General features: G+C 31.5%; 10 protein-coding genes. 3 read left to right on the top strand and 7 right to left on the bottom strand.

The features are described from left to right. Positions 1–16 precede the first annotated feature (16 nt). The 5 genes from ETSB_RS08350 to ETSB_RS08370 form a co-directional block, all read right to left on the bottom strand. A complete protein-coding gene (locus tag ETSB_RS08350) occupies positions 17–793 on the bottom strand; it encodes an ABC transporter permease (protein WP_145972257.1) in 777 nt (258 codons plus the stop codon). 30 nt (positions 794–823) lie between these two features. Continuing rightward, on the bottom strand, positions 824–1,405 hold the full coding sequence (locus tag ETSB_RS08355; protein WP_044107406.1) for a thioredoxin family protein: 582 nt from the start codon (positions 1,403–1,405) through the stop codon (positions 824–826). A gap of 34 nt (positions 1,406–1,439) precedes the next feature. Further along, complete coding sequence (locus ETSB_RS08360) at positions 1,440–2,531, bottom strand: tetratricopeptide repeat protein (RefSeq protein WP_044107698.1); 1,092 nt, start codon at positions 2,529–2,531, stop codon at positions 1,440–1,442. Between the two features lie 2,565 nt (positions 2,532–5,096). Then, positions 5,097–5,480 (bottom strand): hypothetical protein, encoded by a 384-nt coding sequence (locus ETSB_RS08365; protein WP_044107409.1) that lies wholly within the window; start codon positions 5,478–5,480, stop codon positions 5,097–5,099. Then, entirely contained in the window at positions 5,477–6,136 is a 660-nt protein-coding gene (locus ETSB_RS08370) for an ABC transporter ATP-binding protein (protein WP_044107410.1), read from the bottom strand. Before ETSB_RS08370 ends, ETSB_RS08365 begins: the two co-directional genes overlap by 4 nt. 137 nt (positions 6,137–6,273) lie before the next feature. On the opposite strand from ETSB_RS08370, the gene ETSB_RS08375 reads away from it, so the two are divergent. Continuing rightward, the gene (locus ETSB_RS08375) at positions 6,274–7,188 is read left to right on the top strand and encodes a Sll0314/Alr1548 family TPR repeat-containing protein (RefSeq protein WP_044107411.1); all 915 of its coding nucleotides are present in this window, start codon (positions 6,274–6,276) and stop codon (positions 7,186–7,188) included. Between the two features lie 165 nt (positions 7,189–7,353). Here ETSB_RS08375 and ETSB_RS10550 read toward each other — a convergent pair whose 3' ends face one another. Then, positions 7,354–7,488: a hypothetical protein gene (locus ETSB_RS10550; RefSeq protein WP_269763993.1), complete on the bottom strand. Its 135-nt coding sequence runs from the start codon at positions 7,486–7,488 to the stop codon at positions 7,354–7,356. 410 nt (positions 7,489–7,898) lie between these two features. Between ETSB_RS10550 and ETSB_RS08385 the strand changes: the two genes are divergently transcribed. Together ETSB_RS08385 and ETSB_RS08395 are read left to right on the top strand one after the other, a co-directional pair. Then, positions 7,899–8,714: an EamA family transporter gene (locus ETSB_RS08385; RefSeq protein WP_232509892.1), complete on the top strand. Its 816-nt coding sequence runs from the start codon at positions 7,899–7,901 to the stop codon at positions 8,712–8,714. Positions 8,715–12,615: 3,901 nt separating this feature from the next. Next, complete coding sequence (locus tag ETSB_RS08395; protein WP_044107413.1) at positions 12,616–13,953, top strand: folate/biopterin family MFS transporter; 1,338 nt, start codon at positions 12,616–12,618, stop codon at positions 13,951–13,953. Between the two features lie 1,589 nt (positions 13,954–15,542). Here the strand turns inward: ETSB_RS08395 and fabI are convergent. Continuing rightward, positions 15,543–16,319: an enoyl-ACP reductase FabI gene (gene fabI, locus ETSB_RS08400; RefSeq protein ID WP_044107415.1), complete on the bottom strand. Its 777-nt coding sequence runs from the start codon at positions 16,317–16,319 to the stop codon at positions 15,543–15,545. Between the last annotated feature and the right edge of the window lie 115 nt (positions 16,320–16,434).

A 16,434-nucleotide genomic window follows, 5' to 3' on the forward strand; every position in this document is an offset into this window, starting at 1 on the left:
CAAAAATGAACAGTGTTCAAAGAATCAACTGGGCTTGGGAATTAAAGAATTTACGATAAACTCCTTCTGTAACTAAAATAGCAGTCAATAAATTACTAAAAACAATCATAAATAGAATTAAAATTTGATAAGAAGCAGCAGTTAAAGGATCAATTCCGGCTAACACTTGTCCTGTAAACATCCCAGGTAAACTGACGATTCCTACTACCATCATTTGATTTAAAGTTGGAATTAATCCAATGCGAATAGCCTCTTTACGATAAGAAGCTATAGCCTGTTTTGGTGTTGCTCCCAAACACAGATGAGTTTCCACTTCTAAGCGATTTTGAGCAATCATACTTCCTAATCTTTCCCCAGTCAAAGAAGCACTATTCATGGAATTTCCCAAAATCATACCGGTTAAAGGAATTAAATACTGGGGGGAGTACCAAACATCGGGTCGGATAATAACAATTAGAGAATAACTTAGAGTTAATACACTACTTACCAACAATGCTCCCAAAACAACGGGGAATAAACTATGTTTTTGATGAGTAATACGGTTATTAGCTGCTATGGCGGCAATAGTTAACATAATCCCTAAAATTCCTAGAACAGCGAGGGGATTATCCAACTCAAATATTACTAATAAAACCGAACTCACTACTAACAACTGTAGAAGTGATCTCCCCGCAGCTAAGATTAATTGTCCTTCTAACTCTAGTTTTTGCCAATTTGACAAACCTATAGCCATAGTAATAATACCAGATGACCATATCAAGTCCATTGTATCTAATGTAATGAAATCATCCACGATAAATTAACTCCCATATTGTCGAAGAAATTAACTATAGTAGGAGGGTTCATTCCCAGATTTCCATTTAATGCTACAACCCAGACTAGGTTTTTGGTCATTGTTAACAGGGGTTTCTTCTAAAGTGGCTTCTATCGCCGCTCTTAAATCTTTACCCGTGACGGGGATATCATTCCCTGGACGACTATCGTCTAACTGTCCCCGATAAGTTAACTTAAAGTCACTATCAAAAAGGAAAAAATCAGGTGTACAAGCGGCAGTATAAGCTTTAGTTGTTTCTTGACTCTCATCATAACAAATAGGAAAGTTAAATCCTAATTGTTGAGCCATCGCTTTAAGATTTTCAGGAGAATCATCAGGATAATTAGAGACATCATTGGCACTAATAGCGACAATTCCTAACCCTTGTTTAACATAATCTTCGCCTAATTTAACTAGTTCATTTTGAACGTGCTTAACAAAGGGACAATGCTGACAAATAACCATAACTAAGAGGGCTTGTTTATTAGCAAAGGTATCCAAAGAAATAAGTTTTCCCGATACTACTTCAGGCAATTGAAAATTGGGGGCTTTTGTGCCGAGTGGTAACATCGTTGAAGGGGTTCTTGCCATAATCTTAACTCCTTAGCTTTAGGTTAAAGCTAGTTTACAGTTCCTCTAGTAATTTATCAACTTGCTCAACCCCTTTGGGATTATCTTGCTTTTCATATAGTTGGCGAGCTTGTTTCAAGGCTTCTTTTGCTTCTCTTTTCCTTTTGCGTTCTTTATAAGCTAAGCCAAGATAATAATACGGTTCAGGAGTTTCTGGTAACATACCAATCAATTCTCGATAGGTAATAACAGCCCCTAAATAATCTTCTGTTGCCAACTGAATTCTTCCTACTCCGGCACGAGCTTCTGTTAAACTGGGATATAAGTATGTAATACGTTTATAGGTTTTGAGAGCGTGCTCAAGTTTATCTTGTTGTTCTAACAGTCTACCAATTTTCAACTGAATTTTAACTATTCCTGGAGCAAGTTTTTCAGCAAGTTTCAACTCTTTAAATGCTTGTCCAACCTCTCCTTTTTCTAATAAAGCTGTTGCAAATAACAACCTTAAATCACTATTATGAGGGAATCTTTTCACTGCATTATCAAGATACTTAATTGCCTCATCAATTTGCTTTTGTTGAATCAAAGAAGATCCCATAATGTTAAAAGCTTCTGGATTATTGGGATTAAGAGCAATAACTCGTTTATAAGCTTGTGCTGCCCCTTCATAGTCATTTTGACGCAACAATACAACTCCTAAACCAATATAATTTTTGGCTACTTTGGGAGCAAGTTGAATGGCATAATAATAAGCTGATGCAGCGTTAGCATTATCATTAATGTTAGCTAAGCTAAATCCTAGGGCATAGTAAAATTCCGCATTATCGGAGTCAAGAGTAACAGCTTGTTGATAAGCTTTAACAGCTTGTCTATAATTTCCTTTCTTTGCGTATAAAAAGCCAATCCCTGAGAAAATTCTGGGATTTTTTCTGTCGAGAATTGCCGCTTTTTCATAAACCGCAATAGCATTGTTATAATCTTTGGCATCTACATATTCTCGACCTAAACGGAGAAGCTCTTTTAGCTGATTACTTTGGGATGATTGCTGGACAATAAATTGGGGGGACAAGGGACTTGCGATGGCTGGAGAAATTAGGCCACTCACTAATACACTTATTGTCCAGGGTAAGGTTGTCTTTGGAAACATAGTGTTGGAACTTTTGTGAGAATTATCCATGAATCTTTAATCGTAAACTATACTAACCTACTTGCTTGATGATTCAGTATTTACCAAAACATTTGTCAATTAATACAGTCAGGTTATATTGGGATGATTATCCTATCTCGTACAATTAGTGAACTTCCTTAAAACTTACTCTGATACTTGTTTAAAGGCTTTTAAAAGCAATAAAGTATTTTCAGGGCGGGAGTTGTAACCCATTAACCTAATGGTCGAAGTTTCTGCATTTACTAAAGCTAAAATTGCAATACCATAGGTTTATAACCTCTATTTTAATTCTTCCAAACTAAAGACTTTTACAAAAAGTTTAGTTGGTTTATGAACTTCTCCCCCGTAGTAACTATTTATATCTACTCAGTAATGGCTAAAATATTCTATGATTCCTACTAAAACCTTATCCTCAGCTTCAACTACCTTTACTAAGGTTGTTTCTGTCCCCGCGCTTATCGTCCTACTCACAAAAATAATTAGAAGGTGATTAGTTTGCTACACGTAGCGCAACAGAGTTTATATTTTGTCTATTAATTGAAGATAGAATGGGTAGAATGACCGGTGGAAAAAAGACTCATGGCTGCGAGGACACTATGGTTTGCACTAGAGAGTCCAGGGACTGATCAAAAACAGAAAGAAAAGTTACAGGATTAGGGTGCGGAAAAAAATAAGAATATTCACGGCGATCTTACTTATAAATTTTGATATTATCTCAACTTTAGGAAAAAGTTTATATTACTTAAATAATGATGTTTGTTAACGACAAAGTCACTAAATGTAAGTTGCAATCATTGTGCCCCTTAATCACAAAAATATTTAAGGTGCATAATGAGCTTTTTTGTTTAAATCGGTAGCTTGGTTAACTGGTTTAAAAATTTTATGTTTTTATCAATAAAATTTGGTTAAAATAATTTAAAATTTTTTCTATCCTTTCTTATTTTTCTTGCTAAAATAAGTGAAATAATAAATGCAATAAAATTAAATGAATTTTAAAAAAATATTTAAATCTTGATGTGTAGTTAGAAAAAAATATATCTACATCAAACCTTAACAAGGTTGCAAAAATACATATAAGATGATTCATCTTTATATCTAGTATAAGTAGTTAATATCACTTATACAGAACTTGAGGATTCCAGTCTTTTAAGTATTACTAAATTTTGACACTATGATAAATAAGTTTTACTGATTTATTAACTCAAATAAATAGCTAATAAAAAGTTAATGCAAGTACTATTTTGGGTTTTACTACTAACATCATATTTCACTAAGTAGAATTTTACTATTATGCTAGTAAATTAGAGCAAATATAACCAATTATGACGATTGAAATTTTTATTTTTTTCTTTCATTTAATTGAGGATATCACAATGATTTAGTAATACATTGTATTTCATTAATTCTTACAAGATACTTATGAAATAAAGGATTATCTACTTTAGTAGATAATCTTTCTACTGACTCTAATGCTAGATAGTATATTGGTAAATATTCCCTAGTAATTTATTTAGTATTTTTTTAAAAATCATGCCATATAGTCCTACATCTTTAGAAAAATAGTCATCAATTAAACTCAGCCATTTTGTATTCACTTTTTGAGTGTAATTATATACAGGTTATTCCGTTAGTGGTTTGACAAGTTCGTAGACATACGTAGATATGTAATTATTTACAGTCTTGTCTTACTATAGTAGTTGGTATTTTACAATTTATATCCAAACTTTTCTTTTGATTGACTTCAATCCTACTCTATTTGAATAGAAATACCATATATCTATTTAAGTTTCTAGATATATTTTGTCTATTTTTTTATTTTTTAATGTAAATCTTTTTTATTCAAGAAGATCTCACTTTCTATATTTTAGTCTTACTCTCTTACAAGAGTATTTAAACTTTTATGAGTACTTTTATAAGTAATTTATTACTCTTTTATCTTAAACTTTTTAGCAAAATTTTCTTTCTTTCTCTAACGAGCTCTTATTTATAAGAGTTTTATTATAAATAAAAAATATTGCTATAGCGAGTGCACTTACAAGACACTTTCAAGAATAAATGCTATCTTCTTTATTTTACAGATTTTTTTAGGTATTCATATTTTAGTTTTAAAACCCTAAAATGCGGTACTAAATAATATTTACCTGAGTATCACTTTTATTTAAGTCATCTTACATTATGAGAGGTTAATTTTAACAACTGGATTTGGTTTTACTTTGAATAAATCATTTTGAGTAATATAAATTATTCTTTGATTATTTAAGTACAGAAATACAAAATAATTTTCATTATTAATGTTTATTTATGGCTGTCTACTTAGGGTAACAGTTTTTATATTTACGAAATATAGAAGTTTATAATATCAGTTAGATTGTTGTCTATTTTTGAATAAATTTAAGTTAGTAAATACTACTTACGTAAACAGTACATATAAATAAATTAAAGGTGATTTAAACTGATAGCTTTTAGTGTTTATTCTCCTATATTTTAAGTACTTATTCTTAACTTCTTCGAAAGTTTATATAACTAGATTTTTTATAATTCAAGTTATTTTACGCGACTACAAACCCATTTTCGCAAAGGATGATTCGGCTTCAGTTGCTGAATTTTTTTAAGCTGATTTTTAAGACGAACTTTTTGCCGGGGAGAAAGACCACGAATAATATGGCTACTATGCCAAGTCAAAACAGCTCCAGTAACTGCAGTACAAAAAAATAAACTAAACGCAGGAAGTAAATTAAAGGCCAATCCATAACGTAGTGCAACCCAAGTAAAATGTTCATGCCATAATTCAAATTCTCCCCATAATTTACAAAGAGAAAAAGAACCCAGGGTTAACCAACATAAAATAATAAATAACCAGCGACGACAAAGATTAAGTTGGTATAAACGTTGAACTTGTTTATTGAGTATAGGATCGGAATGTTTCATTGACTTTCTTGGGACTTAAACATAGCAGTATCCAATGATACTAGGTGTCCTTGGTAAATCTTCCAACAACGATCAGCGATCGTAAATAACTCTCCTGGATCATGACTTACAACTAACAAAGTCCAGTTTCCTTTCAGTTTAGATAGCAACTTAGCTAAATGATGGCGCATAGACCAATCTAACCCAGCCGTGGGCTCATCTAAGAGCAGTAAATTGGGTTGGCGAATTAGCTGAACGGCTAAAGCTAGCCTACGCTGTTGTCCGCCACTGAGGGCATGGGGAGACTGATTCAAGGGAATATGTTCTAATCCTACTTCTTGTAAAGCAGTTTTGATGCGCTCAGAAAGAATTTCTGGATGTCCTAGACGTAATTCTTCTAAGATGGTGCTACCACAAAAATGCCGTTGGGGAAACTGAAAAACCAACCCTCCTAATTGTTGTAATTCTAGAGATGTAAGTTCCTGATCTCTCCAGAAAATTTTCCCTCCGGTTTTTTCAGCCAACCCGGCTATTATTTCTAATAATGTTGTTTTTCCTGAACCACTCGGACCAATGATTAAACCTAATTCTTGAGGAGCAAGTTCTAGGTTAGCCTCCTTCAGAATAGGGTTCAAGGTTGCTGGGGGATGATAAATCACATTTTTAAGATAGAGCATTCAAACAGCAAAGTATAAACTTATACTAAAGACAATTTAAAATTATTCTTTCATTTTGACAGATTTTTGCTAGCATCAATATTAATACTCAGTGTCTATCATTAGAATTATAATTTTGTGTTGTTAGGAGTGAGGCTATGATAGCGCGATTCATTAGAGTTGAACAGATGTCTCTGTCTATATCAGTGGCCTGTGCGGTTGCCTTGAGTATTTTGGGAAGTCCTTCTTTAGCTGGCGACCCCTTCCGCAAGGATAATCCTCGTAACATTGGCGGTCAAACAGAAGCAGCTTTTATCGCTGTCTTTCATGAAGGAAATTATTCTAAAGCTCAAATCTATCTCAAAGAAGCGGTTGAGACAGAAGCTAATGAACCCTTAGCTCATGCTATGCGGGCATCGTTAGCTTATTCTGATGGAGATTTAGGGTCCATGAATACTTATGCCCAACAAACATTAAAAGCTGCTCAACAACTGATCAATAAAGATCCCTTACGAGGGAATCTTTATTTAGCTGTGGGACATTTTCTTGAAGGAGCTCATACGTTTAAAACAAAAGGGGCTATTGGAGCAGTCAATAAACTTCCACAGGTGTTTAGTTATCTTGATGAGGCAGAAAAACAAGCCCCGAATGATCCTGAATTAAATTTGCTTAAAGGCTATCTTGACTTAATTCTAGCTGTTAACTTACCTTTTTCTAGTCCCGAAGATGCGATCACTCGTTTTGAACGATATGCAGCCCCTGATTATATGGTCAGTAGAGCCCTATCTGCTGCCTATCGAGATTTAAAAGACTATGATAAGGCTCTAGAATCTATTGATCAAGCATTAGAAAGTAATACTGAAAACCCTGAAGTTCAGTATCTTAAAGGTCAAATTCTTCTTAATATTGGTATTAAAAATCAAAATTTAGAGAATCTTCAAGAGGCTTTTACTTATTTTGAACAGGCAATGATTAAGGTAGAACAATTGCCGATTTCTGTGCAAATTTCTCTGCGCCACGATCACAAGAAGGTACAACTGGAAATGGATAAACTAGCGACTCAACCAAATTAATGACAGACTTTTTGGGATCATCAAAAATCAATCATCTTTTTTTGTTAGTAGAAGTAGTGGCGACCACAGCTTTAACTTTTGGTGTTTATCAGACTAGCAGAGCATCTTTGCCCGAAGGGTTTACTAACCTTAACCTTTCAAATCTGAACAATATCCAGGTTATCTCTACGCCACTTGTCGCTGCCAAAGAACATTATTTGAAGCAGCCAATTGCAGTGATAAAAACTTTATCACTGCTCCAGTGGGAGCCCGTTGTCCTAACAGTATCTTGGAAGGTAGGGGAACCTCCTCGAGTAACACTGGAGTTGCACTAGGTGTCTTTTCTGTACCGCACTATAGATATCAGTCTCTCAAAAATTGCCCAACCCAAAATCCCAAAATATTGAGGTAGAAGATATACCTCCAACGATGGTGGTTAATATTGGGCTACAAGAAAATTCTAGTTACCAGAGGTTTCAGGAAAATCTGAAACGTTTGATCGACTAGCTACGACAACACTAGCAATGTCGAGTTATTGGTACTTCGTCGTTTTTTCTATGACGGAGCTCACATACCTGATGCAGTTAAACACGGTGACATTTAGATTCTCATTAAATTGGAAGAATTTTAAATTTATTGGCACTTATTTACATAATCACCCATCATTATCATTACTGATGATCTCGTTTAACGGATCAATTAACAACTAATTACCGAATTTATTGATAACTGTGAAAGTTTTTATTTTACTGATTTTTCTAGTATTCACTCAGGTTTCCGGAGATATATTACTCAGTCTAGGCATGAATAATTTTGGTATTTTTGAGTTTTCCAATCCCTTAATTATACCTCACTTAATTAGTTACATTTTAACTAATGTTTGGATTATTTTGGGCATTACTGTTCTAATTATTTCATTGGTTCTTTATCTGACGGCAATTTCTAATCTAGATTTGAGTTATGTATTACCTATTCACGCATCAAGTTATGTTTTGAACGGGGTATTTGCTTGGTTAATTCTGGACGAAAAAATTTCTATCATGCGATGGTTAAGTACTTTATTAATTGCTTTTGGTGTATTTTTTGTTGGGTTAAGTGATAGTAAAACCGCCCAGGTTTCTCCTAATAGAAATATAACTCCCCAAAATTTTCCTTTATTTCTATTTCCATTAAATGCAGTAATTTCTAAATCTTGGTTAGTAGTTTTAGGAATTTCTGTATCAGATTCTGCAGGAGATTTGCTCTTAGCACTGGGAATGAAAAAAATAGGTAAAATAGAGAATTTAACTTTTAAATCTATGGTTGAATTAGTGATTAAAATTATTACTAATCCTATGATTATTAGTGGTATTGCCTGTCAGGGAATTGCCTTTTTTTGTTTTATAATTGTGTTGACTTGGTTGGATATTAGTTTTGTTCGTCCTGCAACAGCTTTAACTTATCTTATAAGCATGTTTGGAGCTAAATATATTTTACAAGAAGATATTAAAGAACGTAAATTAATTGGCATTACTCTAATTGGGTTAGGTATATTAGTACATAGCTAATGCTACTATTTAAGTCACCAACTTCACTAACCTTAAGAGATAATACTATATTAGGTAGTTCTGAGCTCTAGATTGAAGTGACAGAGAAAACGAGACTAAATTCAAGTTTTTTTGTGTTAATTACAGTTTATATAGACAGTTAATAAGTTACTGTATTACTAATTTCTGTTTTTACTAAAGGTACTATTTTTTAAGAGATATATTCTCTAACCTATGAAACTATAGGTATTCGTAATATTTTCAGCATACTTTATTATTAACAATAAAATCTGTATAAAGAGATTAACTATAGATCTAAGTAATTTAGATTTTTCTGTACATTTTTATACTTTAAAGGTTTTTATTTATTTTATTGATTCAGATCTTATCAGCTAGATATTATAAAATTATAATAAATAAGCAAAATTTAAAAGTATTGCTTGGCGATGTATTCAATAATTATAAAAATCAGATTTTTATAGTAATCAAGTTTTTATAATTATTAGATACACTCCGAATAATATTTTTAGAAATGATTGGCTACTCATTATTATTATTACTCTCGATCACTTTTATCTCAATCTGAATCTAAATCTTTTTATTTTTGCTAAATATTTTAGGTTTAAATCAAACTTAGGTAATTGAAGAATAGCAGTTCAGCTTTTATCAAAAAATATGGTAGTCAACCTGGAAAGGTTATGGCAAAGTCTGACTAATTTATAGATATAAATAGTCATAAATCAATATATTTTGATAATTTAATCGTGAGCTTTCTTTAAAAGATTAATTATATTGAACTCTTGTATCATAAATTAAAGTATAAACAGAGATCTTTATTAACTTTTTAAATCTGAGCTTCAATGCCACTATTATTCCTGAATAAATGATGTCATCGATGATAAAATTTTTATTGCTGTGCCAGATATTTAACCTTTTTGACTAAAGAATATTTTTACTTATTGGTGAGGTGATATAAGTCCTTAATTTAAATATAAATTAAGAGAACTGTCTGACTAGAAGGATAATTGAATCTAGATAAACGATGAATAATTCTTGCTTGTAGTATTTTAAAATTTTATTTAGACACTCTATCAGCATTAACAACTATTTAGTTAATCTTACGAAGAATTGAATTTTAAGATTTAGTCCAACTTGTTTTGACTCTTGATAAAGACTTGTCGTTTTCTAGTATTTTCTTTTATTGTTTTAATTCTTCTGGGTTTATTATATAATTCTAGGTAGTTAGCTAAATAGTACTTATCTGATTTAATACACCAAGTTTTTAAAATATCTAGTAAATGTGTAGATAATTTATCCTTCATTAAAATTTTGAAATCTGTCTGAGCTAATTTGTTATCGAGCATAATAACTATTATGCTCGATAACAAGAGAAGTTTCTTTATATATTTGATATATTTATTAATAATAGTACCTTAGACAAACTAGCCACTTTATTTGTTTGGATTTAATCCTATATATACTAATATAGTATTAATTGTATAAACCTGTAAAGGATAAAAAAACTGAAGTTAAATTAACATATTGTAATTTACATATTATCAATAAAATTGACTACATTTCAATTGCAATATTAGAGTTTGAAATCATATATTATTTATTTTAAACAATAAACTTATTTAGTTATTTACTCAATAAATATAGGTTCTAATACACAAATTACGGCTGAGGTATCATAATTTATTTTTTTTTCCTGGGTAATCTATACCAAGTATGTATACTAATACATTACTTTTCTTCAAAAAAAAATGTAATAAAATTCTATTTTCCATGAGTGTCTTACTATGATTTTTTATATTTTTTAAAAAAGTTAAATTGCTCCATAAATATAAATAGGAGTTAACGTAATCGACTAGTAGCAATTATGTACAATTGTAATTTTCAATAAACTCTTTTATTTAAAACCCTATGTTTTTAGTATTTATATATTATTTTAAATAGAAATGGATAAATAGTTATTTAATTAACGACTTTGATTTACTTAGTTTTTGAGAATTAAAATTTTGGGGTAAAGATTTTAGTTCCAAGTTTCTATATACAACTTCTATTTATTTTTTGATTTTTACTTCGTTAATAAAAGTGAGGATAATCTTTTTAACCTAAATTTCGTCACATAACAGTTAGCATAAAGTTCGTAACTGTAAAAAGTCTCTACCTCACTACCATCGGTACTTAAAACTACCACTGGAATGTGTTTTAAATATTAATTTTGATTTCTGCTAGAACTTTTCAACTATTTGTTTGTAAAAAATCAATATCTAGGATAATCGAGTCAGGATGGAGATCCTAAGTAAACTCTTCTTGTTATTGTAAATGGTCTATTGCATCTGTGCAATCACTCACGACGATTTGTGAGAAACTGTGCTAGTTTTTCACACTTCTTAGATCAAATAAACATCAGTCTTACTATCCTCAACCAACAGAATAATCTTATTGGATTCATATTATCCTGCGATCACGCTTGCCTTCTCCTACAGGTCTAGTCAAATAGAATGTTGATGCCTGTCTAAATTCTGCCTAAACCCAAACACGTCCTCGATGGTATTCCAGAATTTTTTTAACAATTGCCAGGCTCATTTCTTTCCCTGAAAATCTATCATGGATATATTTTTAAACACAAATATATCCATGATACTGAACTTAATGTAATGCTAATTTAAATATCTCTTATCAAGAAAACTCATAACACTCTAATTTTTGGCTAAGATTATGAATCTTTGTCGTTTTTTTGGCTAAGGAACTTAAAAACGTTGCTGATTAAATTGAGAAATAGTTGTATTAACTGGGCATAATCAGCCATAGCTGTCAGTAATAAATTATGGGAATGATAACCTCTGTTTGATGAATACTTCCTCTTAGGTTAGCAATTGTTCGTTATAAAGAGATTGCTGCTTCAGCTAATGCAAATTTAATCACCCGCATATGACAACAATATATCCCCCTTAAAATAACTCAAAACCAAATATTTTTCTTTTATATTTAGTTATGGACTATGATTTGGTAAAAAATATAGATATAATCTTTTTTATTTTCATTATTTCAGTTTGGCGTTAACTTAACCACTCATAATACACTCAATTATTATTAATAATAATTGTCTTTGTTTTTGTTTTATCTCCTTATTTATTTAAAGTATTTTTTAAAATTTATCTTTATTTAGGAAATAGATCAATTCTGATCCTCACTTTCATTCGTTGTTATAAATGGTAATTTTTAAAAAATTTACCATTTATACCTGGAGATTATCTGACTTCTCTATTTTTTAAAAAAGATTTAGATAATTTCTAGTTATTCTAAAAATTTTATCTTTTTAAGATTTATTGGAAAGGTGCAATATACTCTTTATTGTAAATCATTTTTATTCTAAGAGGTAGAATATTTTAATACTTTTTTATTCTTAAAATAATCCCTTTTAAAATTGGGTTTTAAATTGTATTTTTTAAAAATTTTACCCAATCCGTAAGTTATTAAACTTTTCACTATCTTGTATTCAAGAAAATATTCCTGCTTTTGTTCTCATTTTACATGAGATTTTAGGGTCACGAGTAAAAATCAATAATGTTTACTCTTTTTATCTTTATGAAAGACGATCTATGGACTTGTTTCCTCAAATATTTCAGAAAACTTATCAAAATTTACCTGAACATAAATGCATTTATTGAAATTTTATTACTTGACATAGTTGAAACACAGAGAAAAAATTTGAATAAATAGTCTTAAAACGTATAAAACTGGCAATTAATTTTATTTTTCTGAAAAAAGGTAGAAATAATCATTGTTTTTACTTTTTTAGAGCACCTCATCTTTAACTTCAATAATTTTAGATCACTTACTGAGTCGTAGAGACACAAATGGCATTGTGGTTTATCATCTATTTATAGTTAATAAAACTTTATTTATTTTTATGACCGTTGCCTTACCCAGATTCAGTAAGATCAAAGACACTTTCGTTAATACGCTTTTGTTAGGTAATAAATCTACCCCTGAACTCTGGGGAATTTTAACAGTTTATTTCGTTCAAGGAATCTTGGGTTTAGCCCGTTTATCAGTTAGTTTTTTTCTTAAAGATGATTTAGGGCTAAATCCCGCCCAAATGAGCGCATTAACTGGGATTGCTACCTTGCCTTGGGTAATTAAACCTATTTTTGGGTTCATATCTGACAGCTTGCCTATCTTTGGTTATCGTCGTCGTCCCTATTTAATTCTATCGGGGTTATTAGGGAGCATCGTCTGGATAATGCTAGGAACTGTTGTTGATGATCCTTGGTCCGCTACTGTCAGTTTACTATTAATCTCCCTATCTGTTGCCATTAGTGATGTTATTGTAGATTCTTTAGTAGTAGAAAGGACAAGACAAGAATCTCTAAAAAAAGCAGGTTCTTTGCAATCTTTAACCTGGGGAACTTCTACATTAGGGGGATTAATTACTGCTTATCTAAGTGGTTGGTTGTTACAACATTTGAGTAATAAAACAATTTTTGTTATTACTGCTGTCTTTCCCTTAATTGTTGCAATGGTTGCTGGGTTAATTACTGAAAAATCGGTTAATCAAAATTATGCTAATAAAACAGCTTCTAAAAAGTTTTCAATCAAGCAACACTCACAAGAACTCTGGAAAGCTTTTAAACAAAAATCTATATTATTCCCCGTTGTCTTTATTTTTATCTGGCAAGCAACACCTAATGCTGATTCAGCATTCTTTTTCTTTATCACCAATGAATTAGGATTTGGACCAGAATTTTTAGGGCTAGTTCGCTTAGTTACCAGTATAGCTGCTCTAGTCGGAATTGTACTCTATCAAAAATTCCTTAAAACCGTTCCCTTTCGCCGTATTTTAGGTTGGAGTATTGTTATTTCCTCAGGCTTGGGGATGACGATGTTACTGTTAGTAACTCATACCAATCGAGTGATAGGAATTAGTGATCGCTGGTTTAGTTTAGGAGATAGTTTAATCCTTACAGTCATGGGAGAAATTACTTTTATGCCTATTCTTGTTTTGTCTGCTCGTTTGTGTCCTAGAGGTATTGAAGCTACTCTCTTTGCTCTACTTATGTCTATTCTGAACTTATCAGGTTTAATATCCCATACATTAGGGGCATTATTAACTCAATGGCTAAGAATAACACAAACGAACTTTGATAACCTCTGGATATTAGTTATCATTACCAATCTTTCGACCCTTTTACCGCTTCCTTTTTTAGGTTGGTTGCCAGCTACCGATCCTCAAGCAGAGAAACTATAAATTAATATTTAACCTCCTAATAGATATCTCAGGATATTACGATTTATAATTTTCTACTAGAGACTAAATGATTCCTGATATTACCAAATTTTCCTGCTAAGTATACTCAAAAATAATTTCTAATCAAATTAGATAGCTATAACTCATTTATCAATTTAAATAAGCTATAGAAATACTTGTTTTCTAAATAATTAGAAGCAAAGTTATCGATTTTAATCTAATAAATAGGACTCTTATATTGATGAGATTAAAAGACAAATTATGTCTTAATCGCGAGGAACTCTCTTTTGTAAAGGTACTAAACTATTAAATGTACTTGTGACAAAGATGGAGTTATTTGTGTTGTCCATTTTGCTTAATACACGGACTTATTTTTATAACTGCTTTGTTTATAGTGAAAGCTATTTTCACAAAAGAAAGATTACACAAGAATAATTGACAAGTATTTAAAATGTTAAAAACAAGGGAATGCTTGAATAATATTTTTAATATAAAAATAGAAAATATTGCTACTATCTACGTAGTTTATTTCCATACTTTATCCACTAAAATATTAGAAACCTTCTGTTTCAATTGTATAAATATAATTTGATAAGATGAGGAATCAATTACTGCCAATCCTTAGGTTTATATTTATTGTAAATTAGATAATAATCAATATTGTTTAGTAAAATTTTTTATTGAACTAGGACTATCGAGTAAAATTATAGTTTATGAATTTAGTCCCCAGAGATAGTTACTACTCTATCATTTCCGTAGTGTTATATAGATTTGTTTTGAATACTTCTCATGACTTTTAAACTTAAAAGATATATCTATACTTTATTCAATCTGTTATTGTAATTTACCGCTAGATCTAAGTTAAGTAGAGCAGTTTATCATTAATTTAGAAGACGATACAGTCCAACCTCAGATAGTGAAAAATCGATGTTATAAATTCCCAACTTTGACATACCAACAAGGTAGGAGAGAATTATCGTTGTTTATAATATTGGTGTTACACACAATACGACGGTCAATAATCCTCTACAAGTAATCCTAAAATTAGATCGACGTAGATAACTCTAAATTAGACTAAAAAAAAATAAATTATTTCGTATCTGTACATTTAATTAATTGTAGTTAAATTTACACGAATGGTTATTTAATTAATTTGACAGTAATCTACATATTCATTAATTGAAGATCTCTGTGACACAGGGAAAAGGAACTGAAAGCTTGATTCCATTATTCTTGGAAACTGTTTATAAAATAAATTATTAGAGAAATGTTTTCATATTACGCTACGCCAATACACAACAAAAATATTGTGGTGTACTGAGGTAAACCAGAAAAGGAGAAACCACTTAAAAAATTGTAGTTTTCCCAATTTACTCTCCCCCAAGTTTCGTTTGGTAACAGTTTCTTAGCTTTTAAGTCGCTCCACTGAAACTTATTCAATTATTCATACAATTAATTTGTATGTACAGTTAAGACAAACTTTTAATTAAGTTCTGTCCCTGGTATTGGGAGATTCAATTTAAATTTTACCCATATATTTGCTAATTGTTTCTCTCCATTATTCTATCCAAATTAATAATGGGGATAAGTTACATCCCCATTATTTCATAACCAGCATCTACATAGAGTACTTGTCCTGTAATGCCACTGGCGAGATCACTACATAAGAAAGCTGCTGCATTACCTACTTCTAGCTGGGTGACGGTTCGCTTAAGGGGAGCAACTTTTTCCACGTGGTGAATCATATCGAGAATACCTCCTACTGCCGATGAAGCTAAGGTACGAATAGGACCTGCAGAAATGGCGTTAATGCGAATGTTATTAGAGCCCAATTCAGATGCCAAATAGCGCACACTCATTTCTAAACCTGCTTTAGCCACTCCCATTAAATTGTAATTAGGAATCACCTTGACCCCACCTACATAGGTGAGGGTAACAATGCTTCCTCCATCGATCATTAAGGGCTTAGCATATTTAGCCATGTTGGCTAAAGAAAAAGTACTAATTTCTAAAGATTTGGAAAAGGCTTCACGGGACACCCCACTAAAATCTCCTGTTAATCCTTCTTTATCTGCAAAGGCCAAACAATGGATAAGAATATCGAGTTTATCCCAAGTATCCGCCACGGCTTGAAAAGTTGCCTTGACTTGAGATTCATTTTGAACATCACAGGCGGCAAAAATCGCCGGATTTATGGGTTTTACGACATCTCGAACTTTTTTTTCAAAACGACCCTTTTCGTCGGGTAAAAAGGTAACACCAAGATTTGCCCCGGCTTTATGGATTTGTTGGGCAATACCCCAAGCAATAGAGCGACTATTAGCAATTCCTGTTACTAGTGCGTTTTTTCCGGTGAGATCTAACATAATTATTATCAACAATTGTGCAATTTTTAGCGAATGAAGTCTCCCACTGTTTAAGATGGGTAAGTATAATCTTCACAGAACTGGGAACTTCTCATCCCAATACAAACATTGTGAA

The organism is cyanobacterium endosymbiont of Epithemia turgida isolate EtSB Lake Yunoko (genome assembly GCF_000829235.1).
Taxonomy (GTDB): Bacteria; Cyanobacteriota; Cyanobacteriia; order Cyanobacteriales; family Microcystaceae; genus Rippkaea.